The sequence below is a fragment of the Rhizobium sp. HT1-10 genome, from assembly GCF_049472505.1.
GTDB lineage: Bacteria > Pseudomonadota > Alphaproteobacteria > Rhizobiales > Rhizobiaceae > Rhizobium.
Genome location: NZ_JBCEBQ010000001.1, coordinates 894,451 through 919,908, shown reverse-complemented (window position 1 = coordinate 919,908; position 25,458 = coordinate 894,451). Strand labels below are relative to the sequence as shown.

Genomic DNA, 25,458 nt, shown 5'->3' with positions numbered 1-25,458 from the left:
ACGCGCGTTGCGCATTAGCAAGAGATTGCGGGCGACAAAAGTCTCTTGCCGCGCCATACCCACTCTTACTTCCGTTCAGCGGCGGCAATGTGAGCGAAATAGGGCTCTCCCGCCTCAATCTCCAGCCCGTGCCGGACCTTCCGGCAGACCTGTGGCACGGAAGCCACGATACGCCATTCAACCACCATTGGCGACCGTTACCGCGCGGTATTGCCTGACCGCCTCGGCCAAACGATCTACGAGCTTTGCCCGCCAAGCATCGTCGAGCAACAATTTTTCGTCTTCCTTGTTGGACAGGAAGCCCAGTTCGACCAGGATCGAGGGGACATCCGGCGCCGTCAGCACCTGGAAGCCTGCATAGCGATGGGGATTGTTGATCATCGCGATCTGGCCGTTGAATGAGTTGAGCACATCCTGGGCAAGCGACACCGAAAAGGCCTGCGTCTCGCGTCGGGTCAGATCCATCAGAATATCGGCCACCACCGGGGGCGTTGTCCTGGTTTCGGTCCCGGCCAGCTTGTCGGATGAGTTCTCGCGGTCGGCGACGTCGGCGGCAAGGCGGTCCGACGCCCGGTCGGAGATCGTGTAAACCGTCGACCCGCGAATATCCTTCTGCTTCAGCGTGTCCGCATGCAGCGAGATAAAAAGAGCTGCGTGGTTCTGGCGGGCGATGGTCACGCGCTGAGAGAGCGAGAGATAGGCGTCGCTGTCGCGCGTCAGGAAAGCCTTGATGCCGGGCTGCGCGTTGAGCTTTTCAGCCAAGGCCTTGGCGAAAGCGAGCGTGATCTGCTTTTCCGGGGTCGAACCATCGCTTGCCATGGCGCCGGCATCGATGCCGCCATGGCCCGCGTCGACGGCGATCAGAAAGTCGCTCGGCTTGACGTTCTCGACCGGCACCACGGGTCCGACATCCGCGGCGGTATCCTCGTCGGTCCATGTCTGCTTGCGAACGAGATCGGCATATTGTTCAGGCGGCACCATCTCGGCATCCAGCACCAGGCGGTATCCCTTGCCGCTCTCGTTCTGCTGCACCCGCGCCATCACCAGCTTGGCAGGCTTTGCAGCCGTCAACACAATGCGCGCGCTGTCCTTGTCCATGGTGCCATAGCGGATGGCGGTAAACAGGCCTCGGGCATCGAGATCTTTCGCCGGGAAACCGAAGGCGGTGGCCGGTAGATCGACAACGACGCGGGGTGGATCGGCAAGATAATGGACCGCGACGGACGGCGCCCGGTCAAGCTCTATGACCACGCGGGTACGCGCATCGTCGCCGGCAATGCGGGCACCATAGGCAAGGATGGGGTCGGCAACGGCGGCGGCGGCAGGCGCCGCGCCCTTGATGTCGGTCGCGGATGCGGTCGATGCAGGCGCCAGCACCGACAGGACCATGCCGACGAACGCGCCCAAAGTGATGCCGATCTGCCTGGCGCTCAACAATCCGTTCCCGTCATTCTACCATCCCCTCCAAGACCTCGAAGCCGTCTTGTGCTACCGCAGCCGCGCACCGATCACGTCCGTCAAACGGGCCTCATGAAATTGTCATACGAGCGTGGGACACGCGGCGCGAAGCTGTCCCCGAATCGAACAATCTTCGACCGCCATGGGTTCACCCGAGGAATCCATCATTATTATGGCACACTTGGCTTTGTCCTTGCTATTGTGACGGTTCGATCATACAACGAAGTTTAGGGTAGAAGTGTTGACGGGATAGAGTCGCCGCAAAGGCAGCCACCCAATCTATGGCGCCATGACCGGCCATCGTCCGCCGTCTGAGTGCTTCCATCCTGATACTGGATCCTGATGTTCCGGCCTCGTGCGGGAACGTCATCGGTGGAATAGCCACCAAAGGCCCTTTTGAAAAAGGGCAAATTCATCGGACCCGTTAGGGTCTAAGGCATTGTCGATCTCGCTTGGTTACGGATGTTGTCGCAGCAGCTTTTTTCTAAAGTGTACAGGCCCCGGGTTTTCCCGGTTGTTGTCTGGCTGTTGCGCAATCGCAGAGACCAATCGCGACTATCATTATCCGGCGCCGCAGTGGCGGAGTGCATCCAGCCTGTCTTGAAGACAGGTCGGTCATATCCCCAAGGGCTGCGCCGAGGAGCACAGCTTTCATGGCAGACAAAATGCTTATCGACGCGTCTCACGAGGAAGAGACGCGCGTTGTCGTTGTTCGCGGCAACCGAATAGAAGAATTCGACTTCGAGTCCGAGCACAAGAAGCAAATTCGCGGCAACATCTACCTCGCGAAGGTAACCCGCGTCGAGCCTTCGCTTCAGGCCGCCTTCGTCGATTACGGCGGCAACCGGCACGGCTTCCTGGCCTTCGCCGAAATTCATCCCGATTACTATCAGATCCCGCTCGCCGACCGTCAGGCCCTGCTGCGCGCCGAGGCTGAAGAGCATCGCCGCGACAACGACGTAGAGCACGTTGAAACCGCCTTTGACCTTTCCGAGCAGGAACAGCCTGACGTCGGTATCGTCGCGACGCCGGAGACCGTCGTTGCCGCCGCCGACGACACCCCTGCCCCGGTCGAGATCGAAGCTGGCGCGGCGGCTGCAGAGCCTGCGCCGGTCGACGTTCCGGTCGCTGAGGCGCTCGCTCCCGAGGCGGACGTGCCCGTCACGGAAGCCGAGGTAGAAGTGCCGGCCAAGAAGGTCGCAAAGCCACGCCGTAGCCGCGCCAAGAAGGTTGTTGCGGAAGATGCAACGCCGTCGGATGTCGAGGCCCCTGCTTCAGACGCATCCAACGACAGCGACAATGGCTCGTCCGGCTCGATGGCAGCCATGGTCGAGACCGACGAAGTGTCGGAAGACGTCCGCCCGTCAGGCCGCCGTGGCGACGACGATGACGACGACGACAATCATGAAGAAGAAATCATCGAATCCGTTGGTGCCGAAGACGCCATGGAAGAGGTGCCTGACCGCGCGCCCCGCCGTCCGCGCAAGCAGTATCGCATCCAGGAAGTCATCAAGCGCCGGCAGATCCTGCTGGTGCAGGTTGCCAAGGAAGAACGCGGCAACAAGGGCGCGGCGCTGACCACCTATCTGTCGCTCGCCGGCCGTTACTCGGTGCTGATGCCGAACACCGCGCGCGGTGGCGGCATATCGCGCAAGATCACCAGCCCGCAGGACCGCAAGCGCCTAAAGGAAATCGCCAAGATGCTCGAAGTGCCGCAGGGCATGGGCGTCATCCTTCGCACCGCCGGCGCCAACCGCACCAAGGTCGAAGTCAAGCGCGACTTCGAATACCTGATGCGCCTGTGGGAAAACGTCCGCACGCTGACGCTCGCCTCGACCGCGCCAACGCTGGTGTATGAAGAAGGTTCGCTGATCAAGCGCTCGATCCGCGACCTCTACAACAAGGACATCGGCGAAGTCATCGTCGCCGGCGAAGACGGCTATCGTGAAGCGAAAGACTTCATGAAGATGCTGATGCCGAGCCACGCCAAGGTGGTTCAGCCTTACCGCGACATCCACCCGATCTTCTCGCGCTCCGGCATCGAGGCGCAGCTCGACCGCATGCTGCAGCCGCAGGTAACGCTGAAGTCCGGCGGCTACCTGATCCTCAACCAGACAGAAGCGCTTGTTGCCATCGACGTCAACTCGGGTCGCTCGACCCGCGAGCACTCGATCGAAGACACGGCGCTGCAGACCAATCTCGAGGCCGCGGAAGAAGTTGCCCGCCAGCTTCGCCTGCGCGACTTGGCCGGCCTGATCGTCATCGACTTCATCGACATGGAAGAAAAGCGCAACAACCGCGCTGTCGAGAAGAAGCTGAAGGAATGCCTGAAGGACGACCGCGCCCGTATTCAGGTTGGCCGAATCTCGCATTTCGGCCTGCTCGAAATGTCGCGCCAGCGCATCCGCGCTTCCGTGCTCGAATCGACCACGCAGGTTTGCTCCCATTGCGGCGGCACTGGCCTGGTGCGCTCGCAGTCGTCGGTGGCGCTGCATGTGCTGCGCGGTATCGAGGAGTATCTCCTCAAGAACACCACGCACGACATCACCGTGCGCTGCACGCCGGAAACGGCGCTCTACCTGCTTAACCACAAGCGCTCGACCATCATCGACTATGAAAACCGCTTCGGCGTGTCGATCATCGTCGACAGCGACCCGACCGTCGGTGCGCAGCACTTCGCCATCGATCGCGGTGAAGCCGTCGAGAACCCGGTGAAGATCGAGACCCTGTTCAACTTCGCCGCTATCGAGGAAGACGAGGATGACGACATCCCCGTGGAGATCGACGAGGACGAAGAAGACGAGATCGAAGAAAAGGCTGCTCCTGTCGAACAGGCCGTGGCCCGTTCCGAAGGCGATCCGAACCGCAAGCGCAAGCGTCGCCGTCGGCGCCGGGGCAAGAACGGCAATGGCGAAGGCCAGGCGCTGGATGCCAACGGCAATGAAATTTCTGGCGACGACAGCGACGATTCTGAAGGCGACGACGAAGACGAGAGCGACGACAACTCGGCTGCCGAAGGCAACGACGGCGAAGACGTTTCGGCAACCTCTGGCGACGAACAGAGCAAGCGCAAGCGCCGCCGTCGTGGCAAGCGCGGTGGTCGCCGCAATCGCGACGAGAATGGCAACCTGATTGCCGAGGGCGCGGAAGGCTCTGCCGAAGGCACGGATGCTGATGAGGGCACGGACGAGGTTACCGCTTCAGGCGAAGAAGCCGAAGGCGACATTGCCGAGGTTTCCGCTGCTGCTGCCGAACAGCCTGAGGCGATCGATGCCGTGGCCGCTGAAGAGGTGAAGCCGAAGAGCCGTAGTCGCCGCAAGCCGAAGGCTGACGTCGTCGAAGCACAGGCCGCCGAAGCGCCTGCTGCTCTCGACGCCGACGTTGTCGAAACGACGCCTGCGGCTGCCATAGAACCAGAGACGCCTGCGGCACAAACGCCAGCTCCAACCGCAGAAGCAGCCCCGGCTGCAGAAGCCGAGAAGCCGGCCCGCGCCAACCGGGAATCCAACCTCGCTTCCTCTGAGCCGGCGGTCAAATCGACCCAGGCGACTGACAGCGATGGCAAGCCTAAAAAAGCCGGCTGGTGGCAGCGCCGCGGCTTCTTCTGAAAGATCTTCGGAGGCCAATGAACCCGATCCGGCTGCAGCGATGCAGCCGGATTTTTTTATGGCCGATCTGCCTCCTTCGGTGGTGACACTGCTCGCGCAACTCAGCCGTTCGGGACGAGCCAAGTGCCATGCGGGTTAGCCGCGCAGTGCAGTGACTGAGTGCAATATCCGGTATTTACGCCAAGATATTTTTCTTCGGCTGCCCATCCTTGATGATGACAGACAGATTCGTCTGCGGATCTTCCAGCAGCGCCAGATTTTCCAGTGGGTTGCCGTCGACCAGCAGCAGGTCGGCCAATGCGTCTTTCTCGATGACGCCGAGCTTACCGTCATAGGGACTGCGCAGGCCCGAAAGCGCGAGCAGTGCGCCGTTGTCTGCAGTCGCCATTTTCAGGATTTCAGCCGGATCATACCAGCGGATCAGTTTCGTCAGGTGTGCGCCCTGCCGGGCGGCGACCTTGGCGTCGAACAGCGTGTCCGTTCCCCAGGCGGTCTTGACCTTGTGTTTCCTGGCAAGCCGGTAGGCGGTGTCGGTGCCGGAGAACATTTCCAGCTGCTTCTTGCGGTTGGGCGAATCCTTGGCGAAGGGCGTTGCATCCTCGTCGTCGAGAAAGGGCTGCATGCACCACCAGATGCCCTTTTCCGCCAGCAAGGCCACGGTTGGCTCATCGAGCAGATTGCCGTGCTCTATGCACTTGACGCCTGCCTCGACGGCCTGCCTGACGGCCTTTGGCGTATAGGCGTGCACCGTCGCGTAAGTCCCCCAGTTGTCGGCGGCGCCGACCCCCGCCTGCATTTCTTCCGGGCTGAATTGGGTGACATCAAGCGGATCGAAGGCAGAGGACACGCCGCCGCCTGCCATGATCTTGATCTGTGAGGCCCCCAGCGCCAGCTGCTCCCGGACTCTTTTGCGGACGGTGCCGGGATCGTCGGCAATGGCTGAGCCGCCGACCTGTTCGCTGTAGGTGTAGGCTTCCGGTCGCGCCGGCAGGTCGGTCGGCAGCCTGAAGTCTCCGTGACCGCCGGTCTGGGAGATAAAGGCGCCCGACGGCCAAATGCGTGGCCCTGAAACAAGACCGGCATCGATGCCACGCTTCAGTCCGAAACAGGGTCCCCCCATGTCGCGGATCGAAGTGAAGCCGCGCATCAGCGTGTCGTTCGCCGCCCTGACGGCTGCGACATTGATGAAGCCGATATCGCCGGTCAGCACGGCCAGCTGGGGTATGGTCGAAAACATGATGTGGGTGTGCGCATCGATCAACCCCGGCATCAGCGTCTGCCCGCCGCCGGATATCCGTGTCAGAGCGACTTCAGTTGGAACAGCAATGGGCGATGTCGACACGGCGGCAATGCGGTTGCCGATCACCAGCACGTTCGAAGCCGCCGAGAGGGTGGACGACGTGCCGTCGAAAATGCGGACGTTTTCGATCAGGATCGCTGTTGCCGCAGAACCCTGCGCACGCGTCACGTGTGTTGACAAATCGACGCCAAAACTTGCAACCATCGCACCGGCGCCGAGGAAGAAGCCGCGCCGCGTCAAATCTGCATTCATCATAGCAGTCAGGGTCTGTAGCCCTGGATCGCAGCATGCGCAGGTCGACTGATCAATGTGATGCTGGTATTTTCGTCCGGTCCGTAGTTGCATCGCAGGCCTCCCCCCACAACCCAATCTGCAAAGCCACCCTACTAGCATTTGTTGCATTAGCAACCATGGTTTGATAGCGATACTTCAGCTGCCACGGGATTGGGGGAACAATCATGGGAATGCTCTATATATCCTGTCGTCGCATGGCTGCAGCAGCGCTGTGGATCTCGGCGACCGCCTTGCCCGCGGCGGCAGCCGAACCGGTGGTCGATCAATTCACCACACCTGATCGCGAGTGGAACCTGATCGTCAGCCCCTATGTCTGGGCGGCCTCGCTCAAGGGCGATGCCTCGCTAGCGGGCTACGATACAGATGTCGACGTGCCGTTCTCGGATATCTTCAAGCATCTCGATCTCGCCGCGATGGGCAACATCGAAGTGACGAACAACCTCTTCGGTTTTTACATCGATGCCCAGCACGTTCGGACCAGCCAGGACGAATCGATTGCCGAGCACGAGATTGACGTGAAGATCAGGACGACCCTGGTTTCTGCCGGTGTCTACTACCGGATCTATGACCAGCTCCTCGGGGGCAACACCTCTTTCGGCGAGCCGCGCCGCTTCACCATCGAGCCGACCGTCGGCGTCCGCTGGACGAAGCTCGAGGCGGACGTTGCCACCGGTTTCGGCCGGGCGGACAAATATGCGGACTGGACGGATCCCTTTGTCGGCCTGCGAATGAGCGGCGACCTGTCAGAGCGATGGAATCTCGCCGGTGAAGCCGATATCGGCGGCTTCGATATCGGGTCGAAGCTTTCGATCAATGCCCAGGCCTATCTCGGCTATCGGAGCCAGATGTTCGGCCGCCCGGCGATCACCCGGATCGGCTACCGCCTGCTGTCCCAGGACTATGAGACCCGAGACTTCACCGGCGAGAAGTTTCGCTGGGACGTGGTCCAGCACGGCCCCGTGCTTGGATTTTCCCTGCGCTTCTAGCCGATCGCCAAATGCAGAGACGGCCACGCGGCAGCTAGCAACGCTTGCTCACATTTTGAATCAACGGCCTGCCGAAATGATTCCGCAAGCCTTTGTAAGGTGTTGAAACAAGATTCTATTTCAGCCAGGCCGCCAATCGCTCGACCGCCTCCTCGATCTCGGTCGAGGCACCGGCATAGGAGAAGCGGATGGCGCGGAAGCCCTCAAGCGGATCGAAATCCAGGCCCGGCGTCGCCGCGACATTGATCTCCGCCAGCATCTTCCTGGCAAAGCCCATGCTGTCGTTGGTGAAGCGGCTGACATCGACATAGGCGTAGAAAGCGCCATCCATCGGCGAGGCGATGGAGAAGCCGATCTCCGGCAAGCGGCGGGCGAGCAAGTCGCGATTTGCGGCATAGCTCGCCTTGTAGACGTCGAGTTCGGCACCAGCGCCGAGCGCTGCCGTGGCGGCGATCTGCGACAGTTCCGGGGCGGAGATGTAGAGGCTCTGGGCAACCCGCTCGATCGGCCGCACCAGCCGCTCCGGCAGCACCATCCAGCCGATCCGCCAGCCGGTCATGCAATAATACTTGGAAAACGAGTTGATGACGATCGCCTCGTCGGTGATCTCCAGCGCGCTGGTCTCCTCGCCGACGAAGGTCAGGCCGTGGTAGATCTCGTCGGAGATGAAGGCGATGCCATTGTCGGCGCAATAGTTCGCCAGCGCCGTCAGCCCCTTGCGGCCGGTGACGGTCCCGGTCGGGTTGGCGGGGCTCGCGAGCAGTACGCCCTTGAGGCGCTTTCCGCTTGCCACCTGGGCTGCCTCCAGGCTTTCGGGCGTCAGCGTGAAGGCGGTTTCGGCGCTGACGGGTACCTCAATGACCTCCAGCCCGAGGGCGGCCAGGATGTTGCGGTAGGCGGGATAGCCGGGCCTTGCGATGGCGACGCAATCGCCGGGGTCGAACAGCGCCAGGAAGGCGAGATTGAAGCCGGCCGACGAGCCGGTGGTGATGGCGATGCGGGCGGGGTCGATGGCAAGCCCATGGCGTGTCCGGTAGTGGCCCGCAATCGCCAGCTTCAGTTCCGCCGTGCCGAGCGCGTCGGTATAGCCGATGCGGCCATGGTCCAGCGCCTGGCGGGCAGCGTCGAGGGCGGCCTTCGGCGTCGGGTGCGACGGCTGGCCAACCGCCATGGAAATGACCGGATGACCGGCCGCGCGCCGCTTGGTCGCCTCGGCCAGCACGTCCATTGCATGAAACGGCTCGACCTCGCTGCGCTTGGATAGGGAAAACAAATTCAGCACCTTCTCGACTGTTGCGTGGTCAGACAATTGCCGCAAAGCTGCTGTCTTCACAATGGCGCGATTGTTCTGCACGGGTGAAATTAGCTGTTTGCCGATTGGCCGGCGCACCGTAAATTGCCGCTTTGCGTCGCGGATGTTAACCAGCCGGTGATATCCGACGCCGATCACCCCATGACCAGATGACGAGGAATCTATGGCCCTGCTTTCCAAAACCCTGATGAGCCTTTCGGCGGTCGCGCTGTTCTCGTCGCTTGCCTTTTCGCAGCCGGCGCTGGCGCTCGACGAGGCCCAGAAAAAGGAAATGGGCGATTTCATCAAGGAATACCTGATCAGCAACCCGGAAGTCATGCTCGACGTGCAGGCGGCTCTCGAAAAAAAGCAGGAAGAGCAGCGCCTCAGCCAGTCAAACAAGGCAATCTCGGACAACAAGGACGAGATCTTCAACGGCAAGTCGGACGTCAACATCGGCAACGAGAAAGGCGACGTCACCGTCGTCGAGTTCTTCGATTACAATTGCGGCTATTGCCGCCACGCGCTGGCCGATACCGACAAGCTGCTGAAGAACGACAAGAACATCCGCTATGTGATGAAGGAATTCCCGATCCTCGGGCCGGATTCGGTAGCAGCCTCGCGCGTCTCTGACGCCTTCCGCCGCTTAGCGCCAACAAAATACGCCGCGTTCAGCCATACGCTGCTGTCGAGCGAAGGCCGAGCAACCGAGGACAGCGCCATCGAGGTCGCCGGCACGCTCGGCGTCAAGGAAGATGCGCTGCGCAAGGAGATGGCGGCGAACCCGAACACCGACAGCATCAAGGCAACCTACCAGCTGGCCACCGACCTCGGCGTGACAGGCACACCGGCCTATGTGATCGGCGACGAGGCCGTCTCCGGCGCCATCGGCCTCGACGCGCTGACCGAGAAGGTCGCCAATGTCAGGGCCTGCGGCAAGACCAGCTGCTGAGCGGCTCTCCGTCAAATTGCCGCAATTGCGGCCCGTTAGATGTGGACAAGCGCGGCCGGCGGCCGCGTGGGACACGACCCGTGCCTTGGGGGCTTTCCTCCGGAGGCGCGGGAGTCTATAGGTTGCCCTGCACTTTGACGGAACCAATGATGACGCACACCATTCTTCTCCTCAACGGCCCGGCGCTTACCGCGTCCGGCGTGCCTGTGCCGGGCTCTTGCCGCGGCGAGATCCCGATGCTGCGGCGGTCGGTCGATCTTGGCAGCGGCGAAGGCAAGGGTTTGCGGCAACAGACCGCCTAGCAGACAACAGCGGCGCAGCGCGCCATCCCGAAATCTCGCAATAACAAGAATTACACAGGGCAAATTCCATGGCTGACAAGAAACCCGGTATCGACGAGGCACTGATCCGCAATCTCGCAAACATCCTGAACGAGACCGATCTCACCGAGATCGAAGTCGAGCAGGACGATCTGCGCATTCGCGTTTCCCGCGCCGGCACGACGCAGTATGTCCAGGCACCGATGATGGCAGCGCCGCAGCAGATGGCAGCGCCATCAGCCGCCGCCGTTTCTGCTGGCCCGGTCGTAGCCGCCCGCAACCCCGACAACGTCGTTTCCGCGCCGATGGTCGGCACCGTGTACATGGCGTCGGCTCCCGGCGCCCGCGCCTTCATCGAGGTCGGTGCCATGGTCAAGGAAGGCCAGACGCTGCTGATCATCGAAGCCATGAAGACGATGAACCAGATCCCTGCGCCGAAGTCCGGCAAGGTGACAGAAATCCTCATCGAAGACGGGCGGCCGGTCGAATATGGCGAAGCTCTCGTCATCATCGAGTAGTAGGCCCATGCCCATGATTTCAAAGATCCTCATAGCCAATCGCGGCGAGATCGCCCTTCGCGTGCTGCGCGCCTGCAAGGAGCTCGGCATCCCCTGCGTCGCCGTGCACTCCACCGCCGACGCCGATGCCATGCATGTGCGGCTGGCCGACGAGAGCGTCTGCATCGGCCCGCCGCAGGCCCGCGACAGCTATCTCAACATCCACCAGATCGTTGCCGCCTGCGAGATCACCGGCGCCGACGCCGTGCATCCGGGCTACGGCTTCCTGTCGGAGAACGCGAAGTTCGCCGATATTCTGGAAGCCCATGGCATCACCTTCATCGGGCCGACCGCCGAGCACATCCGGCTGATGGGCGACAAGATCACCGCCAAGCTGACCGCTGTCGAGCTCGGCATTCCGGTCGTCCCCGGCTCCGACGGCGAGGTGAAGACCGAAGCCGACGCCATCCGAACGGCGGCCGAGATCGGCTATCCCGTGCTGATCAAGGCCACGGCCGGCGGCGGCGGACGGGGCATGAAGCTGGCCCATTCGCCTGACGATGTCATCGAAGCCTGGTCAACGGCCCGCTCCGAATCGCTTGCCGCTTTCGGCAACGACGCCGTCTACATGGAAAAATACCTGACGACGCCGCGCCACATCGAGGTGCAGGTGTTCGGCGATGGCGAAGGCAATGCCATCCATCTCGGCGAACGCGACTGCTCGCTGCAGCGCCGTCACCAGAAGGTCTGGGAAGAAGCCAATTCGCCGGCGCTCAACGTCGAGCAGCGGATGAAGATCGGCCAGATCTGCGCCGATGCGATGAAGAAGCTGAAGTATCGCGGTGCCGGCACCATCGAGTTTCTCTATGAGAACGGCGAGTTCTATTTCATCGAAATGAACACCCGTCTGCAGGTCGAGCATCCCGTCACGGAAGCCATCACCGGCATCGACCTCGTGCACGAGCAGATCCGCGTCGCCTCCGGCGGTGGCCTGTCGGTTACCCAGGATGAAGTGCATTTCCAGGGCCACGCCATCGAATGCCGTATCAACGCCGAGGACGCCCGCACCTTCGTGCCGTCGCCCGGCACGATCACGCATTTCCACGCGCCCGGCGGCCTCGGCGTGCGCATCGATTCCGGCGTCTACCAGGGCTACAAGATCCCGCCCTACTACGACAGCCTGATCGGCAAGCTGATCGTCCACGGCCGCACCCGCGTCGAATGCATGATGCGGCTGCGTCGCGCCCTCGACGAATTCGTCGTCGACGGCATCAAGACCACCCTGCCCCTGTTCCAGGATCTGGTCTCCAACCAGGATATCGCCAATGGCGATTACGATATCCACTGGCTGGAGCACTACCTGGAAAAGCCGGTAGAGTAACTTCCAATGGCCGGCTCCCGCAGAAGGTCTCAAGCGTTGACGCCTGAGATGCTTCTGCGGGCCTATTCCATCGGCCTCTTCCCGATGGCCGAATCCGCCGACGATCCCGAGATCTTCTGGGTCGAGCCGGAACTGCGCGGCATCCTGCCGCTCGACGCTTTCCACGTTTCAAAGAGCCTCGCCAAGACCGTCCGCAAATCCCCCTTCGACATCCGCTTCGACTACGATTTCGACGCCGTCATCGCGGCCTGCGGCGAGGCGACCACTGGGCGTCCCTCCACCTGGATCAATTCGACCATCCGCAGCCTCTACTCCGCCCTCCACCGCGTCGGTCACACCCACTCGGTCGAGGCCTGGGACGGCAACGACCTGGTTGGCGGCCTCTACGGCGTGTCGCTCGGCTCAGCCTTCTTCGGCGAGAGCATGTTTTCACGCCGCACCGACGCCTCGAAGATTTGCCTGGTGCATCTGGTGGAGCGGCTGCGGGCCAAGGGGTTTACGCTGCTGGATACGCAATTCACCACCGAGCACCTGAAGAGCTTTGGCGCCATCGATGTGCCGAAGGAGGAGTATGCCGTGCTGCTGAAGGCGGCGATGGAACGGCCGAATGTGGATTTCTGACGGCGCTCTTGATGAGGAGTCCGACCGGCGACGACTCCTCGGCCTCACGGCGCGTCATTCCGCCTTCCATCGGGATAGATCAGCAATAGCCAGCCGATCCTCGATCTGGGCCGCAAGACCGGTGACAAGATAAACGAATCCTCGCCAACGAAAATTTCGAAGCTGCGCTCTTTTCCGATCGTCACCCGCCGCCTGCCGCTGGAAAATGAGCAACTTTCGCTGCATCGCAATTCGAGTTCGCTGACAAGAGCGCCTCCTTGCCGATCTATCTTCAGCGTTATCTCCATCGGCGGCATCTGCGACTGGAGCAGCTCGCAGCGCATGCCTCTAGTGCAGGCGGCGCTACCGGCGACCGCATCCGCGTGGTCAAACATCACCGCAAACTGAATGGGGATCGCATCACGCGCGTCGTCGTTGCTGAATCCCATGGCTGGTGTACACATCAGCAGGAATACGCAGATCAGCGAAAATAACAGGCTCTGCCTCACAATTGGAACCCCCGCTCAACCTTAGAGCGATTGCCATGGCGGAGTCAGCCGGAATTGAGGCAGAGGTGGTCGATGTATGATGCTTCCGGAAGACCTCAGTTCGTCTTCGCAGCATCCGGCGGCGGCACATCGGACTTCTGTTTGCACTCTTTCAGCCAGACGTCATAGATCGGGTGCTCGACGGCGTTGAGGCCGGGGCTGTCGGCGAACATCCAGCCGGTGAAGATGCGGCGAATGCGGCGGTCGAGGGTGATCTCGTCGACCTCGACGAAGCCGTCGACCTTCTGCTGCTCGGTGTCGTCTCGCGAGTAGCAGGCCTTCGGTGTCACCTGCAGGGCGCCGAACTGCACGGTCTCGTTCAGGTACACGTCGAAGGTGGTGATGCGGCCGGTGATCTTGTCGAGGCCGGAGAAGACCGCGACGGGGTTGGAGATGCGGGCAGCGTCTGCCGGGGCGGAAACAGCGATGGCGCCGAGGCCGAGGACCGCTGCGGTCGCCGCACGCAAAGAAGCGCCTCGCGTGAAAAACGTCATGTCCGCCAGTCTCCAGCGTTCTTATCTGTCGGCAGGGCTCAGGGGACGAGCGGCCGGTTCACAGCGCCTAAACGCCAATTGTGGCCAAAGCGCGGGGTGGACGAGAGCAGGTCGGTTGACCCGCTCAGTTGCCGGGCGTCCAGGCATCGTAGTCGCCGGTGACGCGCGGACGTTCGCCGGAAACAGCCAGCGAGCCCGGTGGGCGGTAGGCCTGCGGCGTGCCGGTCAGGTTCGGCTTGTGGGCCTTCTGCCATTCCTTCGGAACATATGTTTCCTGCGAAGGCGGCACGTCGGTGCGGTGGTGCATCCAGCCGTGCCAGCCCGGTGGAATGGCGGAAGCCTCTGCGTAGCCGTTATAGACGACATAGCGCTTGCGCAGGCCATAGGACGACATGCCGCCCTCGTAGTAGACGTTGCCGGCTTCGTCCTCGCCGACGCGCTTGCCGAAACGCCAGATGGCCAGCCGCGTGCCGACAGTGGCACCGTTCCACCAGGTGAATGTTAGCAGCAGGAATTTCATCATGTCTTTTCCTCGGTGCCCGACAAAAGGGCGCGGGCGGGAGCAGAATTCGATCCCAAGCTTATGCCGCCTGCAAAAATTATTGTCCAGCGATTCCAGCGCCGGACGCCGTCATTTCAGTGCCATCTTGAAGCCCAGATGGCTCGGTTTGAAGCCCAGCCGCTCGTAGAAGCGGTGGGCATCCTTGCGGGCGGCATTGGAGGTCAGCTGCACCAGCCGGACACCGCGCTTTCGGGCGTCGGCAATGCAATATTCGATCATCTTTGCGCCGATCCCCTGCCCGCGCATGTCGTTGCGGGTCTGCACCGCCTCGATGATCAGGGACGACGAACCACGGCCGGTGAGCGAGGTGGTGAACATCGTCTGGAAGGTGCCGACAACCGTGCCGTCGAGCTCTGCGGCATAGAGGGTCTGGTCGGGAGAGGCAGCGATGGTGTTGAAGGCGGCGAGATAGCGCGGGAAAGCCTCGGCATCCAGCGTGTCGCCATGGCCGCCGAGCGGGTCGGAGGCGAAGAGAGCGATCAGGGCGGGAAGGTCGGCCTCGCGGGCTTGGCGGATAAAGAGGTTTGTCATGGGTGTCTGCCTTCGTGGCTGGCCATCTGTTGGCGGGTTCGTAGCACCGTCTGCGTTGCACTCAACTCGCCTGAGACTGCGGCGAGATACCCCCCTCTGTCGGCTACGCCGACATCTCCCCCACAAGGGGGGAGATCAGCCGCAGCCTCCGGGCCAGCTGACCAAAGGGCAAAGAAATTTCAATGCCTGTGGGGCGGGCGATGTTTCTCCAGCTAATCTCCCCCCTTGTGGGGGAGATGTCACGAAGTGACAGAGGGGGGCGATCTTGCGCCGGATGACGTGATGCGGCCTCACCGAGACTCGGGTGAAAACGAACAGATATTCAGCCGATCAGTGGCTCGCCAGAGCCCGCTCGAACATCAGCGCCGGAAGGCCGGATTGCTTTGGCCCGGCATTGTCGTTGCGCCCGACCTGATCGAAGCCGAGCCCTTCCGCGAACGCGATCGCTGCTGCGTTTTCAGGCTCGACGTCCATCCGCATGCGGTCGGCATCCGGAAAGCAGGTTTCGAGTTCTGCGAAAAGGTCGCGGCCGACGCCCTGGCGCTGCGCCGAGGGGCGGACGTAGAGCATGTGCAGCACCGCGAGCTTGGCCGTCTCGTCCGACAGCGCCGCGTAACCGATGCCTCCGAGCTCCTTGCCATCGTCGGCAACGACGAACTCGGAATCCTTCTTCTCAAGCCGCTTCTTCAGGGCTGCCGGCGACAGGAGGCTCGCAATCAGCCCCTCGACCTTCTCTGCGCCATAGAGCGGATCGTAGGTCGCGTGAAAAGTCTCGATCAGCAGTGCGCGGATCTTGTCGAGATCTCGCGCGCTGGCGGTGCGGACGAAGTACATGACTATTCCTCAACGATACCGAGCTTCGCCTTGACCAGCGCCTGCACGGCCTGCGGGTTGGCCTTGCCGCCCGTCGACTTCATCACCTGGCCGACGAACCAGCCGGCCAGCGTCGGCTTGGCGAGCACCTTGGCGACCTGGTCGGGGTTGGCGGCGATGATCTCGTCGACGGCTTTTTCGATGGCGCCGGTGTCGGTGACCTGCTTCATGCCTCTGATTTCGACGATCTCGGCGGGGTCACCGCCTTCGGTGAGGATGATCTCGAAGACATCCTTGGCGATCTTGCCTGATATGGCCTCGGACTTGATGAGGTCGATGATGCCGCCGAGCTGGATGGCGGAAACCGGAGTCTCTTCAATGCTTTTGCCGGTTCTGTTCAAGGCGCCGAGCAAGTCGTTGATGACCCAGTTGGCAGCCATCTTGCCATCGCGACCGGTGGAGACGGCCTCATAGTAATCGGCAATCGCCTTTTCCGAGACCAGCACCGAGGCGTCGTAGACCGACAGGCCGAGTTCGCGGACAAACCGTTCCTTCTTGTCGTCCGGCAGTTCCGGCAGGTCTTTTGCGAGATGGGCGATGTAGGCGTCGTCAAATTCGAGCGGCAAGAGGTCCGGATCGGGGAAATAGCGGTAATCGTGCGCGTCCTCCTTGGATCGCATCGAGCGTGTCTCGCCCTTGGCTGCGTCGAACAGCCGGGTTTCCTGGTCGATCGAGCCGCCGTCTTCCAGAATGGCGATCTGGCGGCGGGCTTCATACTCGATGGCCTGGCCGATGAAGCGGATGGAGTTGACGTTCTTGATCTCGCAGCGCGTGCCGAAATCGCCGCCGGGCTTGCGGACGGACACGTTGACGTCGGCGCGCATAGAGCCCTCGTCCATGTTGCCGTCGCAGGTACCGAGGTAGCGCACGATCGAGCGCAGCTTGGTCATGTAAGCCTTGGCTTCGTCCGACGAGCGCATGTCGGGCTTGGAGACGATCTCCATCAGCGCCACGCCGGAGCGGTTGAGGTCGACATAGGACATGGTGGCGTGCTGGTCGTGCATCGACTTGCCGGCGTCCTGCTCGAGGTGCAGGCGCTCGATACCGATCTCGATGTCCTCGAACTGGCCCTGGCGGTCCGGACCGAGCGAGATGACGATCTGGCCTTCGCCGACGATCGGGTCCTTGAACTGCGAGATCTGGTAGCCCTGCGGCAGGTCGGGGTAAAAATAGTTCTTGCGGTCGAACAGCGAGCGCTTGTTGATCTGCGCCTTCAGGCCGAGGCCGGTGCGCACCGCCTGGGCGACGCACTCCTCGTTGATAACGGGCAGCATGCCGGGCATGGCGGCATCGACCAGCGAAACATTGGAATTGGCCGGCTTGCCGAACTCGGTGGAGGCACCGGAGAACAGTTTCGAGTTGGAGAGGACCTGGGCGTGCACCTCCATGCCGATGACGACTTCCCAGTCGCCGGTGGCGCCGGGGATGAAGCGTTTCGGATCGGGCGTGCGGACGTCGACTAGGGTCATGGGATGCTCTTTTAAGGCTGGATTCCGTGTCTGTGGAGGTAAAGGAAATGGCATGGGCGTGCAAGGCTTTCGGGCTTTCGGAGCGGCATTTGATGGCTTTGCCGCCCTCTCCCTGCCTTCGTCTTGCCGGATCGCGTTATACGCCCAACATAACAGGAGCAGTGTCGAAGGAGAGAGCGGATAAGCACATCGACAGACCCTCACGATCTCGCGCGGTTCGTGGAGGCGCAGGCGGGAATCTATGCAGAGGCGCTGGCCGAGCTTTCCGCTGGCCGCAAGCGCTCGCACTGGATGTGGTTTGTTTTTCCGCAGGTGACGGGACTTGGCACCTCGGCGATGTCGAAGCGCTATGCCATCGGCTCCGAGGCCGAGGCGACGACCTATCTGGACCACCCGCTGCTCGGGCCCCGCCTGCTGCGCTGCGTCGAGGCGATGCTCGCGGTCGAAGATCGGTCGGCTCACGACATCCTGGGATCGCCGGACGATATGAAATTCCGCTCGAGCCTGACGCTGTTTGCCGCCGTCAGCCCGGCCGGCTCGGTCTTCCACCGCGCACTCGATCGGTTTTTCGACGGCGCGCAGGACGAGAAGACGCTTGCCGTTCTCCGACGGTAACGCGCCATGCGCCGATCAGAATGCGCTGCCATAGGTGCCATCGTCGGCCGGCAAGAGCGACTTCGACAGGCCGACGGTCGGCAGGTCGCGGTCGAGCGCCGGCGAGTAGACGACGGACAGCCAGTGGACCACGTAGCCATGCGCCTTGAAGAAGCCGATCGCCTCCTCATTGCCGGCATGTGTCTGCAACGCCACCGTGTCGAAGCCTTGCGCGGCCACGTCGTGTTCGATCTGGGAGAGAAGCGCCGAGCCAAGACCCTGGCGGAGTTCATCCGGATCGATCCAGAAATCCGTAATGTTTTCATCGAGTTTTTCGCGCGCGGCCCAGCCACAGGTAACGCCATGGTTCTCGACGACCGTGATCGTCAGCCAGGAGTCGCGCGTGAAATTCGAGAAGGCATCCCTGGCCCCGTCCATCATGACGTCGCTGTCGCCAATTGCGGCCATGGCCTTCTGCCAGGCGCGCAGGCCGATATTCGTCAGGATCTCAGTCTCGCCCTCATGGGCATTGCGAATATGGATCATGAGCGCCCCACGCGTTATAGGACCAGTAGAGCACTGGATGACGGTTTTTGAAAGATGCTAGGCGAAGCTGGCTAAGGGATGGTTCAGGCTCAGCGATAGCTAAAGGCAGCTAGAAACTGCCTGATGTCAGTGTTCAGGATCTCGCCGGCCATCAGGCCTGATGGTGATGACGTCGATTTCCGCTCCAGCCGCCAGCCGATAGACGACGAAATACGGCAGTCGGGCGACGGACAGTTCGTGCGTGCCGGAGATGCGACCAGCGCGACCGACGAACCGGTCGGCGGCGGCAATTTGGGCGTGGATCTGGTCTGGGTCAGCGAAAGCGGTAGGCGTAAACCTAATGTTCAAGACCGAACCGCTTCCAGACATCGTCTAATGACATCCGTTGATCTGGATGATCGACCGCCTCTTGCAAGGCCGCCGCGATTTCCGTTCGCGTCGACGCTTCGTGCTCGCAATCCGTCGGCGATGACGGGTCGTAACCGACCCGATCAAGCGTAATTTCTTTCGGCGTTTGCTCGTCCATTCCGCGAGAATATCACCGCTCCGCTCGGCGCTGCACGCCAAGCGGGACGTCAAGACCTCAATCAGCCCCTTACCACCACTTGGCAGGCGTGAACTTGCCGGCGGCCTGCTCGATGACATGCGCCGTCTTGAAAAGGGTTTCCTCGTCGAAAGGCTTGCCGATCAGCTGCAAGCCGAGCGGCAGGCCCTTGGCGTCAAGGCCGGCGGGGACGGCAATGCCGGGCAAGCCGGCCATGTTGACCGTCACCGTGAAGATGTCGTTGAGGTACATCTTGACCGGATCGGCGGCCAGTTCCTCGTCGGCGATGCCGAAGGCCGAGGATGGCGTGGCCGGTGTCAGGATGGCGTCGACGCCGGCGTGGAAGGCCAGCTCGAAGTCGCGCTTGATCAGCGTACGGACCTTCTGGGCCTGCAAGTAATAGGCGTCGTAGTAGCCGGCCGAGAGAACATAGGTGCCGATCATGATGCGGCGCTTGACCTCGGTGCCGAAGCCGGCCGCGCGGGTCTTCTCGTACATGTCGACGATGTCCTTGCCATCGACGCGCAGGCCGTAGCGGACGCCGTCATAGCGGGCAAGGTTCGACGAGGCTTCGGCAGGCGCGACGATATAGTAGGCCGGCAGCGCATATTTCGTGTGCGGCAGCGAGATGTCGACGATCTCGGCACCGGCATCCTTCAGCCAGGCGATGCCCTTCTGCCAAAGGGTCTCGATCTCGCCGGGCATGCCGTCGACGCGGTATTCGTTCGGAATGCCGATCTTCATGCCCTTCAGCGACTTTCCGAGGGCTGCTTCGTAATCCGGCACGGGGAGATCGACCGAGGTGGTGTCCTTGGCATCGACCGACGCCATCGACTTCAGGAGGATGGCGGCATCGCGCACGTCGCGGGCGATCGGTCCGGCCTGGTCGAGCGACGAGGCGAAGGCGACGATGCCCCAGCGCGAGCAGCGGCCGTAGGTTGGCTTGATACCAACGGTACCGGTGAAGGCGGCCGGCTGGCGGATGGAGCCGCCGGTGTCGGTGGCGGTGGCACCGGCGCAGAGATGGGCCGCAACGGCCGCAGCCGAACCACCGGAGGAGCCGCCGGGAACCAGCTGCCGGTTGGAGCCTTCGGCGCGCCAGGGGTTGATGACCGGGCCGTAATAGGAGCTTTCGTTCGACGAACCCATGGCGAATTCGTCCATGTTCAGCTTGCCGAGCATCACGGCGCCGTCGTTCCAGAGGTTTTGGGTGACGGTCGATTCGTAGCGCGGCTGGAATCCGTCGAGGATGTGGCTGCAGGCCTGGGTATGGACGCCCTCGGTGCCGAACAGGTCCTTGATGCCGAGCGGAATTCCTTCCAGCGCACCGGCGGAGCCTGCGGCGATGCGGGCGTCGGAGGCCTTGGCCATCTCAAGCGCCTTGTCGGGCGTGACCGTGACATAGGCGTTGAGCGCGCCGTTGGCCGCCTCGATGGCCGCGACATAGGCCGTCGCCAGCTCGGTGGCGGTAATGTCCTTGGCCTGCAGCTTGTCGCGGGCTTCGGCAATGGTCAGGCTGGTCAGTTCGCTCATGATCGGATCATCACTTCAGGTCTGGAATGCTTGGCGGTCGGGAGGTCGGAGCGGCGGCAGGCGCCTATTCGACGACCTTGGGGACCAGGAAGAAATTGCGGTCGGTGAGCGGAGCGTTGGCGACGATATCGTCAGCCTTGCTGCCGTCGGTGACGATATCCGCGCGCTTCTTCATCGCCATCGGGGTGACCGAAGTCATCGGCTCGATGCCCGTCACGTCGACTTCGGAGAGCTGCTCGACGAAGCCGAGGATGCCATTCAGCTCGCCGACCATGCGGCTGGCTTCGTCTTCTGTGACGGCGATGCGGGCGAGGCGCGCAACGCGCTTGACGATGGCAAGATCGACGGACATGGCATTCTCCGGCTGGGATATTTTCTACCCGCTATAAAGGCCATGTCCGTCGGGTGCAACGGGTGTATCTTCAATGCGCCCCATTTCTATAGCGCGCTTTTCCCGGCTCAAAAGCAGACCCGCTCACGAGCTCGGCACTTGAACTACGTCTTCGCCGAGTAGATGCACCAGCAAGCTATCGAGACCGTCCACCATTAAAAACTTATTGCGCTTGACGAGCCGGTGACCGATCCGCTCGGCCTTAACGCCCTGCGCGTTCCCTTTGGTATGCTTTACGACGTTCATCTCGCTCATATCGGGCAGCGGTTTACCGGGCTGATCGCCAAACCAGAGAAACCCTTTGAAAGCCAAACCATCATCAACCGCAATCCAAATCACGCAACCGCTTGGCTTCTCAGACAATCGAAGGTTCACCCCCACGTGAGCGCGAGCGCCGCCTTCTATGCTTACCTTGAGCTGGATGTGTCGAGTCACGTACCGGCATGTCAAAACGAGATCGTATCCGCCAGCATCAAATTCACTTTTTAAAATTTCCGCATCGACTATGCCTTTCTGCCAGAGACGCCGCAAAATTTCCCCAGCGAAAAGATGTTCGATAATGTTTTCCCGCAGCGTCGAATGAATTGAATGCTTTAGTTTGCTTTCCATCAAATCGCCCCCCGATGGGACACAAGTATATTGGCCCCATCGGTTAATGCAACTTAATGTTGAAACATTATGAGAAGGTCAGGACCTCGCCGACCTTGGCAACGGCGACCTTGGTGGCTGCGCCTTCCATGCCGGCGACGAACTTGTCGGCGGTGGCGTCGATGACCGGGAAAGTGCCGTAGTGGCATGGGATTGCCGTCTTGAAATTGAAGAAGCGCTGGCAGGCGAGCGCTGCGACGGCACCGCCCATGGTGTAGCGGTCGCCGATCGGCACGATGCCGATCTCAGGCTGATGCAGTTCGTTGATGAGCGCCATGTCGCCGAAGATGTCGGTGTCGCCCATGTGATAGAGGGTGGGTTCATCGTCGAAATGCAGCACCAGGCCGTTCGGATTGCCGAGTGCGTGCGAGACGCCGTCTTCGGTCTGCTGGGCCGAGGAATGCAGCGCATTGGTGAAGGTCACGGTGAAGCCGTCGAAATGGACGGTGCCGCCGGTGTTGCCGGATTCGAGCTTTTCGACGCCCTTGCCACCGAGCCAGGCCGCGAGGTCTGCATTGGCAAGAACGGTGGCGCCGGCCTCCTTGGCGATGGCAGCGGTGTCGCCGACATGGTCTGCATGGCCGTGGGTCAGCAGGATGTGGGTGACGCCCTTGGATACGTCGGCGATGGTCAGGCCGGCGTCGGAAAAGGACTGGTTATAGGTGAGGAACGGATCGATCAGGATGGTGGCCTTCGCCGTTTCGATGCGGAATGCGGCATGGCCGAGCCAGGTGACTTTCATGGGAGAACTCCGTGAATAAGGGGATGCAAATTCGGGTCCGGATGCTAAGGACAACATCCACATAGTCCAGACGACGGCGATTGACACCGATGCCGCGTTCAATTTCTTTTGACGAGACGACAATCCGATGACAGTCCTTACCATCGAAGAACTCGCCGCCGTGCTGCAACCGAACCAGGCAGTGGCCGGGCTCGATCTCGGCACCAAGACCATCGGCCTGTCGATGTCGGACATCGGGCGCCGGTTCGCGACGCCCCGGCCGGTGCTGAAACGGGTAAAATTCACGCCCGACGCGGCAGCGCTGCTGGCTTTCGCGGAGAAGGAAAAGGTGGCGGCCTTCATCATCGGCCTGCCGGTCAACATGGACGGTTCGCAGGGCCCCAGAGTTCAGGCGACGCAGTCCTTCGTGCGGGCGATGTCGGAAAAGACCGCCCTGCCCTTCGTCTTCTGGGACGAGCGCCTGTCGACTGTCGCTGCCGAACGGCAGCTGATCGCCATGGACGTCTCGCGGGCGAAACGCGCCGACCGGATCGATTCGGCGGCTGCGAGCTTCATCCTTCAGGGGGCGCTCGACAGGCTGTCTTCCCTTGCCCGCAGCGCGGCGCCTGATCTCGACGCCTGACGCGCCTGCCACCAGGCCAGTATGATCTTGCGCTTGCGTAGGCCAATCAGCCCGAACACCACGAGGCTGTCGATGATGATCGCGCGCAGCACCAGCGGCGGGATGGATTCGGGTGGCAGCCCCAGGATTTCGCCGTAGACTTGGAACGTCAGGTCATGAACTTGGCGGCTGTACATGAATATGCCGAAGCTGATGTCGTAGTAGGATAGCCAGTACCAGCTGCCGAGGAAGAAGATCGGCCCGCCCCAAAACAGCAGAAACCATTTCATGCACCTGCTCCCCGGTAGGAAACGCGCTCGCCGCTTGAGAGTATAAACCAATTAGCGAGCGCCATCGTTCCCAAAACCACGCCGGGAATCGCGATGTTCAGCGCCAGAACGGCAAAAAATATCATGGAGACGAGAAATAATGCGGCTTTCGCCAGCTTTGCTGTCATGGCTACACTGGTTAACAATTGATCACCGGACCACCTTGGGCCGTTAACCCTGCTGTCGCAACGTAAACCATTTGTTAAGGTTAACGGCCTGTGGAGAACGCGCTCAGCCGTAGACGGCGCGCACGATGCGCTTCAGTCCGGTTGCCGCTTTGTCCCAATCCTTCTCGCTTTTCAGCGACAATCCCGCGCATTGTCCGCCAATCGCTGCCGACAGCACCAGATGCTGGATGGCGGCGAGGATGATGGCGTTGACGGCAACTGCATCGACGCCCTTTGGTGGCGCCAGCGATCCACGCATGCGCTCGATCCAGGCGGCCAAGGCCTTGGAGCGCGCCTCCGACAGCTTGCGGACCTGCTCCGTTTGCTCCGACACCTCCCAGGCGACGATGCGCCGCATCAGGGGATCGGCGCGCAGGGCATCCAGGAACAGCAGCGCCAGCCGCTCCATGAGGTCGCCATAGGTCAGCAGGAACATGCCGCCGCTGTCATCGGGGATACGGTCCCTCACCCAGCTGCCGAGATCGGCGCCGATCGCCTCCACCAGCCCGTCGAGACCGCCGTAGTAGCGGTAGATCAATTGCTTGTCGCAGCCGGCACGGCGAGCGACCGCGTTGATGCCGAACCCCTGAAAACCGTGCTCGGCCAGCAGCGTTTTGGCCGATTCGAGAATCAACTTTTCCGTCGACAGACGGTTGCGGATCCGCCTGTCGGGATCGACCGACGCCGATGTCGGCTTTTCGAGGATCAAGGCTGCGTCTGACATATGCTCTCCGGTGATCAATCGCCTACCGCGTGCCTATCAGCGTCAGCACAAGGGCGCAAACTGCGGGTGCGTCGACGCTGCCCATTGCTTGTGGATGATCGGAAGCGCCACCAAGATCCCCGCCGAAGAGGCTTATTTAAGACACGCATATTTTGGTGTATATTCTGGCGAAAATATACACAGAGGTGAAACATGCGCACCAACATAGAACTCGACGACGAGTTGATGGCCGCAGCCAAAGAAGCCACCGGCCTCGCGACAAAAAAAGCAATCGTTGAAGAAGCGTTGCGCGATCTCGTCATGCGCTATCGGCAGAAAAAGGCGATCGACAGCCTTGCCGGTCTCGGCTGGGAAGGAGATCTGCAGACCATGCGACGGGATCGGCCGGAAAACGACGAGATATGATCGTCGTTGACAGCTCAGTCTGGATTGCACAGCTTTGCGGCAACGATATTGCAACGATCGAGCGCCTTAAAAATATCAATGACACCAAGGAAATTTTAGTCGGTGACCTGATACTTCTCGAAGTGCTCCAGGGCGCGCGTTCTGAACCGGAAGCTTTGCTGATAGAAAAAGGTCTTCGCCAGTTCCCCGTGCAGCAAATGCTCAGCGACCGACTGTTGGCAAAGGCCGCCGGCAACTATCGAGAGCTCCGCAAGCGAGGGATTACCGTACGCAACACCGTCGATGTTGTGATCGGTACCTTCTGTATCGAAGAGAACCACAGCCTCCTTCACAATAATCGCGACTTCGACCCTATCGCAAAATACTTGGGGCTCATGGTAGCCTGAAAGTCGTGCCTGCCTGAACCCTGCACGATCACCGGACGGCGCTCAAACTTTCCGCCCATACCACCTCGTCGTGTCCGACACCGGCACCACCGGTGGGGAGAGCGGCTCGAAACCGCGCCTCGGCCAGAAGTGCAAGGCGCCGGTATTGGCAGCATTGGCGCTGAGATGGATGCCCTTGACCCCGGCCTTTCGCGCCATCGTGATCCAGCGCTCCAGCAGCGCTGTACCGGTGCCCCTGCGCTGCATGCGCGGCAGGAGGTTCATGTGCAGATGGGCGGGATAAGGTTCGGTAAGGCTCTCCGGCGTGCGTCGGAGGTGGTGGATCATGAAGCAGCGGCGCTCATCGGCCGTCCATCCGGACGAGGGCCCGGTCGGCTCGGGATAGATCGCGCGCAGTCCCGGCCACCAGTCCTGCTCGAGCCGCGCCTCGAACGCGGGCGTATCAAAGACGCCGAGGATATAGCCGCCGACGCCCTCGTCGTCCTCGGCGACCAAAACCGTCTCGGGGCTGAACTTCGCATAGGGGCCGACATAGATATGGCCCATCAGCCGGCCATCGATATAGAGGTGCCAGGCATCGCCGCCGGCATGACCGGTCGCCAGCGAGATGGCGTAGAGGCTGTCGATATCGGAGGGACTAAAGCTGCGAAGCGTAACCACACGTCCTCCTCACGTTTCGATGCG

At 61.7% G+C, this 25,458-nt stretch carries 31 protein-coding genes; 11 read left to right on the top strand and 20 right to left on the bottom strand.

Annotated elements, in window-relative coordinates:
- Positions 1-177 precede the first annotated feature (177 nt).
- Positions 178-1,389: an N-acetylmuramoyl-L-alanine amidase gene (locus tag VH564_RS04605; RefSeq protein ID WP_423338748.1), complete on the bottom strand. Its 1,212-nt coding sequence runs from the start codon at positions 1,387-1,389 to the stop codon at positions 178-180.
- Positions 1,390-2,111: 722 nt separating this feature from the next.
- Between VH564_RS04605 and VH564_RS04600 the strand changes: the two genes are divergently transcribed.
- Positions 2,112-5,066, top strand: a complete 2,955-nt coding sequence (locus tag VH564_RS04600) for an Rne/Rng family ribonuclease (RefSeq protein ID WP_423338606.1) — start codon at positions 2,112-2,114, stop codon at positions 5,064-5,066.
- A 175-nt stretch (positions 5,067-5,241) separates the two neighbouring features.
- Here the strand turns inward: VH564_RS04600 and VH564_RS04595 are convergent, their stop codons facing one another.
- Positions 5,242-6,618, bottom strand: a complete 1,377-nt coding sequence (locus tag VH564_RS04595; RefSeq protein WP_423338605.1) for an amidohydrolase family protein — start codon at positions 6,616-6,618, stop codon at positions 5,242-5,244.
- Positions 6,619-6,824: 206 nt separating this feature from the next.
- On the opposite strand from VH564_RS04595, the gene VH564_RS04590 reads away from it, so the two are divergent.
- Positions 6,825-7,646, top strand: a complete 822-nt coding sequence (locus tag VH564_RS04590) for a hypothetical protein (protein WP_423338604.1) — start codon at positions 6,825-6,827, stop codon at positions 7,644-7,646.
- 115 nt (positions 7,647-7,761) lie between these two features.
- Here the strand turns inward: VH564_RS04590 and VH564_RS04585 are convergent, their stop codons facing one another.
- A complete protein-coding gene (locus tag VH564_RS04585) occupies positions 7,762-8,919 on the bottom strand; it encodes a pyridoxal phosphate-dependent aminotransferase (protein ID WP_423338603.1) in 1,158 nt (385 codons plus the stop codon).
- A 202-nt stretch (positions 8,920-9,121) separates the two neighbouring features.
- Here VH564_RS04585 and VH564_RS04580 point away from each other — a divergent pair, with 202 nt between their 5' ends.
- The 5 genes from VH564_RS04580 (at position 9,122) to aat (ending at position 12,708) form a co-directional block, all read left to right on the top strand.
- The gene (locus VH564_RS04580) at positions 9,122-9,889 is read left to right on the top strand and encodes a DsbA family protein (RefSeq protein WP_423338602.1); all 768 of its coding nucleotides are present in this window, start codon (positions 9,122-9,124) and stop codon (positions 9,887-9,889) included.
- A gap of 149 nt (positions 9,890-10,038) precedes the next feature.
- A complete protein-coding gene (locus tag VH564_RS04575) occupies positions 10,039-10,191 on the top strand; it encodes a hypothetical protein (RefSeq protein ID WP_423338601.1) in 153 nt (50 codons plus the stop codon).
- 68 nt (positions 10,192-10,259) lie between these two features.
- The gene (accB, locus tag VH564_RS04570; protein ID WP_423338600.1) at positions 10,260-10,727 is read left to right on the top strand and encodes an acetyl-CoA carboxylase biotin carboxyl carrier protein; all 468 of its coding nucleotides are present in this window, start codon (positions 10,260-10,262) and stop codon (positions 10,725-10,727) included.
- A gap of 7 nt (positions 10,728-10,734) precedes the next feature.
- Positions 10,735-12,087, top strand: coding sequence for an acetyl-CoA carboxylase biotin carboxylase subunit (accC, locus tag VH564_RS04565; RefSeq protein ID WP_423338599.1), 1,353 nt, complete (start codon positions 10,735-10,737; stop codon positions 12,085-12,087).
- 6 nt (positions 12,088-12,093) lie between these two features.
- Positions 12,094-12,708, top strand: coding sequence for a leucyl/phenylalanyl-tRNA--protein transferase (aat, locus tag VH564_RS04560; RefSeq protein WP_423338598.1), 615 nt, complete (start codon positions 12,094-12,096; stop codon positions 12,706-12,708).
- 44 nt (positions 12,709-12,752) lie between these two features.
- Here aat and VH564_RS04555 read toward each other — a convergent pair whose 3' ends face one another.
- The 6 genes from VH564_RS04555 to gatB all read right to left on the bottom strand — a co-directional run bounded on the left by VH564_RS04555 (position 12,753) and on the right by gatB (position 17,164).
- Entirely contained in the window at positions 12,753-13,196 is a 444-nt protein-coding gene (locus VH564_RS04555) for a hypothetical protein (RefSeq protein WP_423338597.1), read from the bottom strand.
- A 95-nt stretch (positions 13,197-13,291) separates the two neighbouring features.
- Complete coding sequence (locus VH564_RS04550; RefSeq protein WP_423338596.1) at positions 13,292-13,729, bottom strand: DUF2155 domain-containing protein; 438 nt, start codon at positions 13,727-13,729, stop codon at positions 13,292-13,294.
- Between the two features lie 124 nt (positions 13,730-13,853).
- Positions 13,854-14,252, bottom strand: a complete 399-nt coding sequence (locus tag VH564_RS04545) for an NADH:ubiquinone oxidoreductase subunit NDUFA12 (RefSeq protein WP_423338595.1) — start codon at positions 14,250-14,252, stop codon at positions 13,854-13,856.
- Between the two features lie 108 nt (positions 14,253-14,360).
- Complete coding sequence (locus tag VH564_RS04540) at positions 14,361-14,822, bottom strand: GNAT family N-acetyltransferase (protein WP_423338594.1); 462 nt, start codon at positions 14,820-14,822, stop codon at positions 14,361-14,363.
- Between the two features lie 330 nt (positions 14,823-15,152).
- Positions 15,153-15,656 carry a GNAT family N-acetyltransferase gene (locus VH564_RS04535; RefSeq protein ID WP_423338593.1) on the bottom strand — a complete coding sequence of 168 codons (504 nt, stop codon included), beginning with the start codon at positions 15,654-15,656 and terminating at the stop codon, positions 15,153-15,155.
- 2 nt (positions 15,657-15,658) lie between these two features.
- Complete coding sequence (gene gatB / locus VH564_RS04530; protein ID WP_423338592.1) at positions 15,659-17,164, bottom strand: Asp-tRNA(Asn)/Glu-tRNA(Gln) amidotransferase subunit GatB; 1,506 nt, start codon at positions 17,162-17,164, stop codon at positions 15,659-15,661.
- A 180-nt stretch (positions 17,165-17,344) separates the two neighbouring features.
- On the opposite strand from gatB, the gene VH564_RS04525 reads away from it, so the two are divergent.
- Complete coding sequence (locus VH564_RS04525; RefSeq protein WP_423338747.1) at positions 17,345-17,779, top strand: DUF1810 domain-containing protein; 435 nt, start codon at positions 17,345-17,347, stop codon at positions 17,777-17,779.
- A gap of 15 nt (positions 17,780-17,794) precedes the next feature.
- Here the strand turns inward: VH564_RS04525 and VH564_RS04520 are convergent, their stop codons facing one another.
- The 7 genes from VH564_RS04520 to VH564_RS04490 form a co-directional block, all read right to left on the bottom strand.
- On the bottom strand, positions 17,795-18,304 hold the full coding sequence (locus tag VH564_RS04520; protein ID WP_423338591.1) for a GNAT family N-acetyltransferase: 510 nt from the start codon (positions 18,302-18,304) through the stop codon (positions 17,795-17,797).
- A gap of 126 nt (positions 18,305-18,430) precedes the next feature.
- Positions 18,431-18,652, bottom strand: a complete 222-nt coding sequence (locus VH564_RS04515) for a hypothetical protein (protein WP_423338590.1) — start codon at positions 18,650-18,652, stop codon at positions 18,431-18,433.
- Positions 18,642-18,830, bottom strand: coding sequence for a hypothetical protein (locus VH564_RS04510; protein ID WP_423338589.1), 189 nt, complete (start codon positions 18,828-18,830; stop codon positions 18,642-18,644). Before VH564_RS04510 ends, VH564_RS04515 begins: the two co-directional genes overlap by 11 nt.
- A 69-nt stretch (positions 18,831-18,899) precedes the next feature.
- Entirely contained in the window at positions 18,900-20,381 is a 1,482-nt protein-coding gene (gatA, locus tag VH564_RS04505; RefSeq protein ID WP_423338588.1) for an Asp-tRNA(Asn)/Glu-tRNA(Gln) amidotransferase subunit GatA, read from the bottom strand.
- 64 nt (positions 20,382-20,445) lie between these two features.
- Complete coding sequence (gene gatC / locus VH564_RS04500; RefSeq protein ID WP_423338587.1) at positions 20,446-20,733, bottom strand: Asp-tRNA(Asn)/Glu-tRNA(Gln) amidotransferase subunit GatC; 288 nt, start codon at positions 20,731-20,733, stop codon at positions 20,446-20,448.
- A gap of 123 nt (positions 20,734-20,856) precedes the next feature.
- Positions 20,857-21,381, bottom strand: coding sequence for a hypothetical protein (locus VH564_RS04495; protein ID WP_423338586.1), 525 nt, complete (start codon positions 21,379-21,381; stop codon positions 20,857-20,859).
- Between the two features lie 67 nt (positions 21,382-21,448).
- Entirely contained in the window at positions 21,449-22,162 is a 714-nt protein-coding gene (locus VH564_RS04490; RefSeq protein ID WP_423338585.1) for a metal-dependent hydrolase, read from the bottom strand.
- Positions 22,163-22,289: 127 nt separating this feature from the next.
- On the opposite strand from VH564_RS04490, the gene ruvX reads away from it, so the two are divergent.
- The gene (gene ruvX / locus VH564_RS04485) at positions 22,290-22,784 is read left to right on the top strand and encodes a Holliday junction resolvase RuvX (protein ID WP_423338584.1); all 495 of its coding nucleotides are present in this window, start codon (positions 22,290-22,292) and stop codon (positions 22,782-22,784) included.
- On the opposite strand, the gene VH564_RS04480 is transcribed toward ruvX, so the two are convergent.
- The 3 genes from VH564_RS04480 to VH564_RS04470 all read right to left on the bottom strand — a co-directional run bounded on the left by VH564_RS04480 (position 22,721) and on the right by VH564_RS04470 (position 23,983).
- Positions 22,721-23,053: a DUF6105 family protein gene (locus tag VH564_RS04480; protein WP_423338583.1), complete on the bottom strand. Its 333-nt coding sequence runs from the start codon at positions 23,051-23,053 to the stop codon at positions 22,721-22,723. The genes ruvX and VH564_RS04480 overlap by 64 nt on opposite strands.
- Positions 23,050-23,220 carry a hypothetical protein gene (locus tag VH564_RS04475; protein ID WP_423338582.1) on the bottom strand — a complete coding sequence of 57 codons (171 nt, stop codon included), beginning with the start codon at positions 23,218-23,220 and terminating at the stop codon, positions 23,050-23,052. The genes VH564_RS04480 and VH564_RS04475 overlap by 4 nt, the downstream gene beginning before the upstream one ends.
- 103 nt (positions 23,221-23,323) lie before the next feature.
- On the bottom strand, positions 23,324-23,983 hold the full coding sequence (locus VH564_RS04470) for a TetR/AcrR family transcriptional regulator (protein ID WP_423338581.1): 660 nt from the start codon (positions 23,981-23,983) through the stop codon (positions 23,324-23,326).
- A gap of 192 nt (positions 23,984-24,175) precedes the next feature.
- On the opposite strand from VH564_RS04470, the gene VH564_RS04465 reads away from it, so the two are divergent.
- Positions 24,176-24,388 carry a type II toxin-antitoxin system VapB family antitoxin gene (locus VH564_RS04465; RefSeq protein ID WP_423338580.1) on the top strand — a complete coding sequence of 71 codons (213 nt, stop codon included), beginning with the start codon at positions 24,176-24,178 and terminating at the stop codon, positions 24,386-24,388.
- Positions 24,385-24,774 (top strand): type II toxin-antitoxin system VapC family toxin, encoded by a 390-nt coding sequence (gene vapC / locus VH564_RS04460; protein WP_423338579.1) that lies wholly within the window; start codon positions 24,385-24,387, stop codon positions 24,772-24,774. The genes VH564_RS04465 and vapC overlap by 4 nt, the downstream gene beginning before the upstream one ends.
- 42 nt (positions 24,775-24,816) lie before the next feature.
- Here the strand turns inward: vapC and VH564_RS04455 are convergent, their stop codons facing one another.
- Complete coding sequence (locus tag VH564_RS04455; protein WP_423338578.1) at positions 24,817-25,434, bottom strand: GNAT family N-acetyltransferase; 618 nt, start codon at positions 25,432-25,434, stop codon at positions 24,817-24,819.
- Between the last annotated feature and the right edge of the window lie 24 nt (positions 25,435-25,458).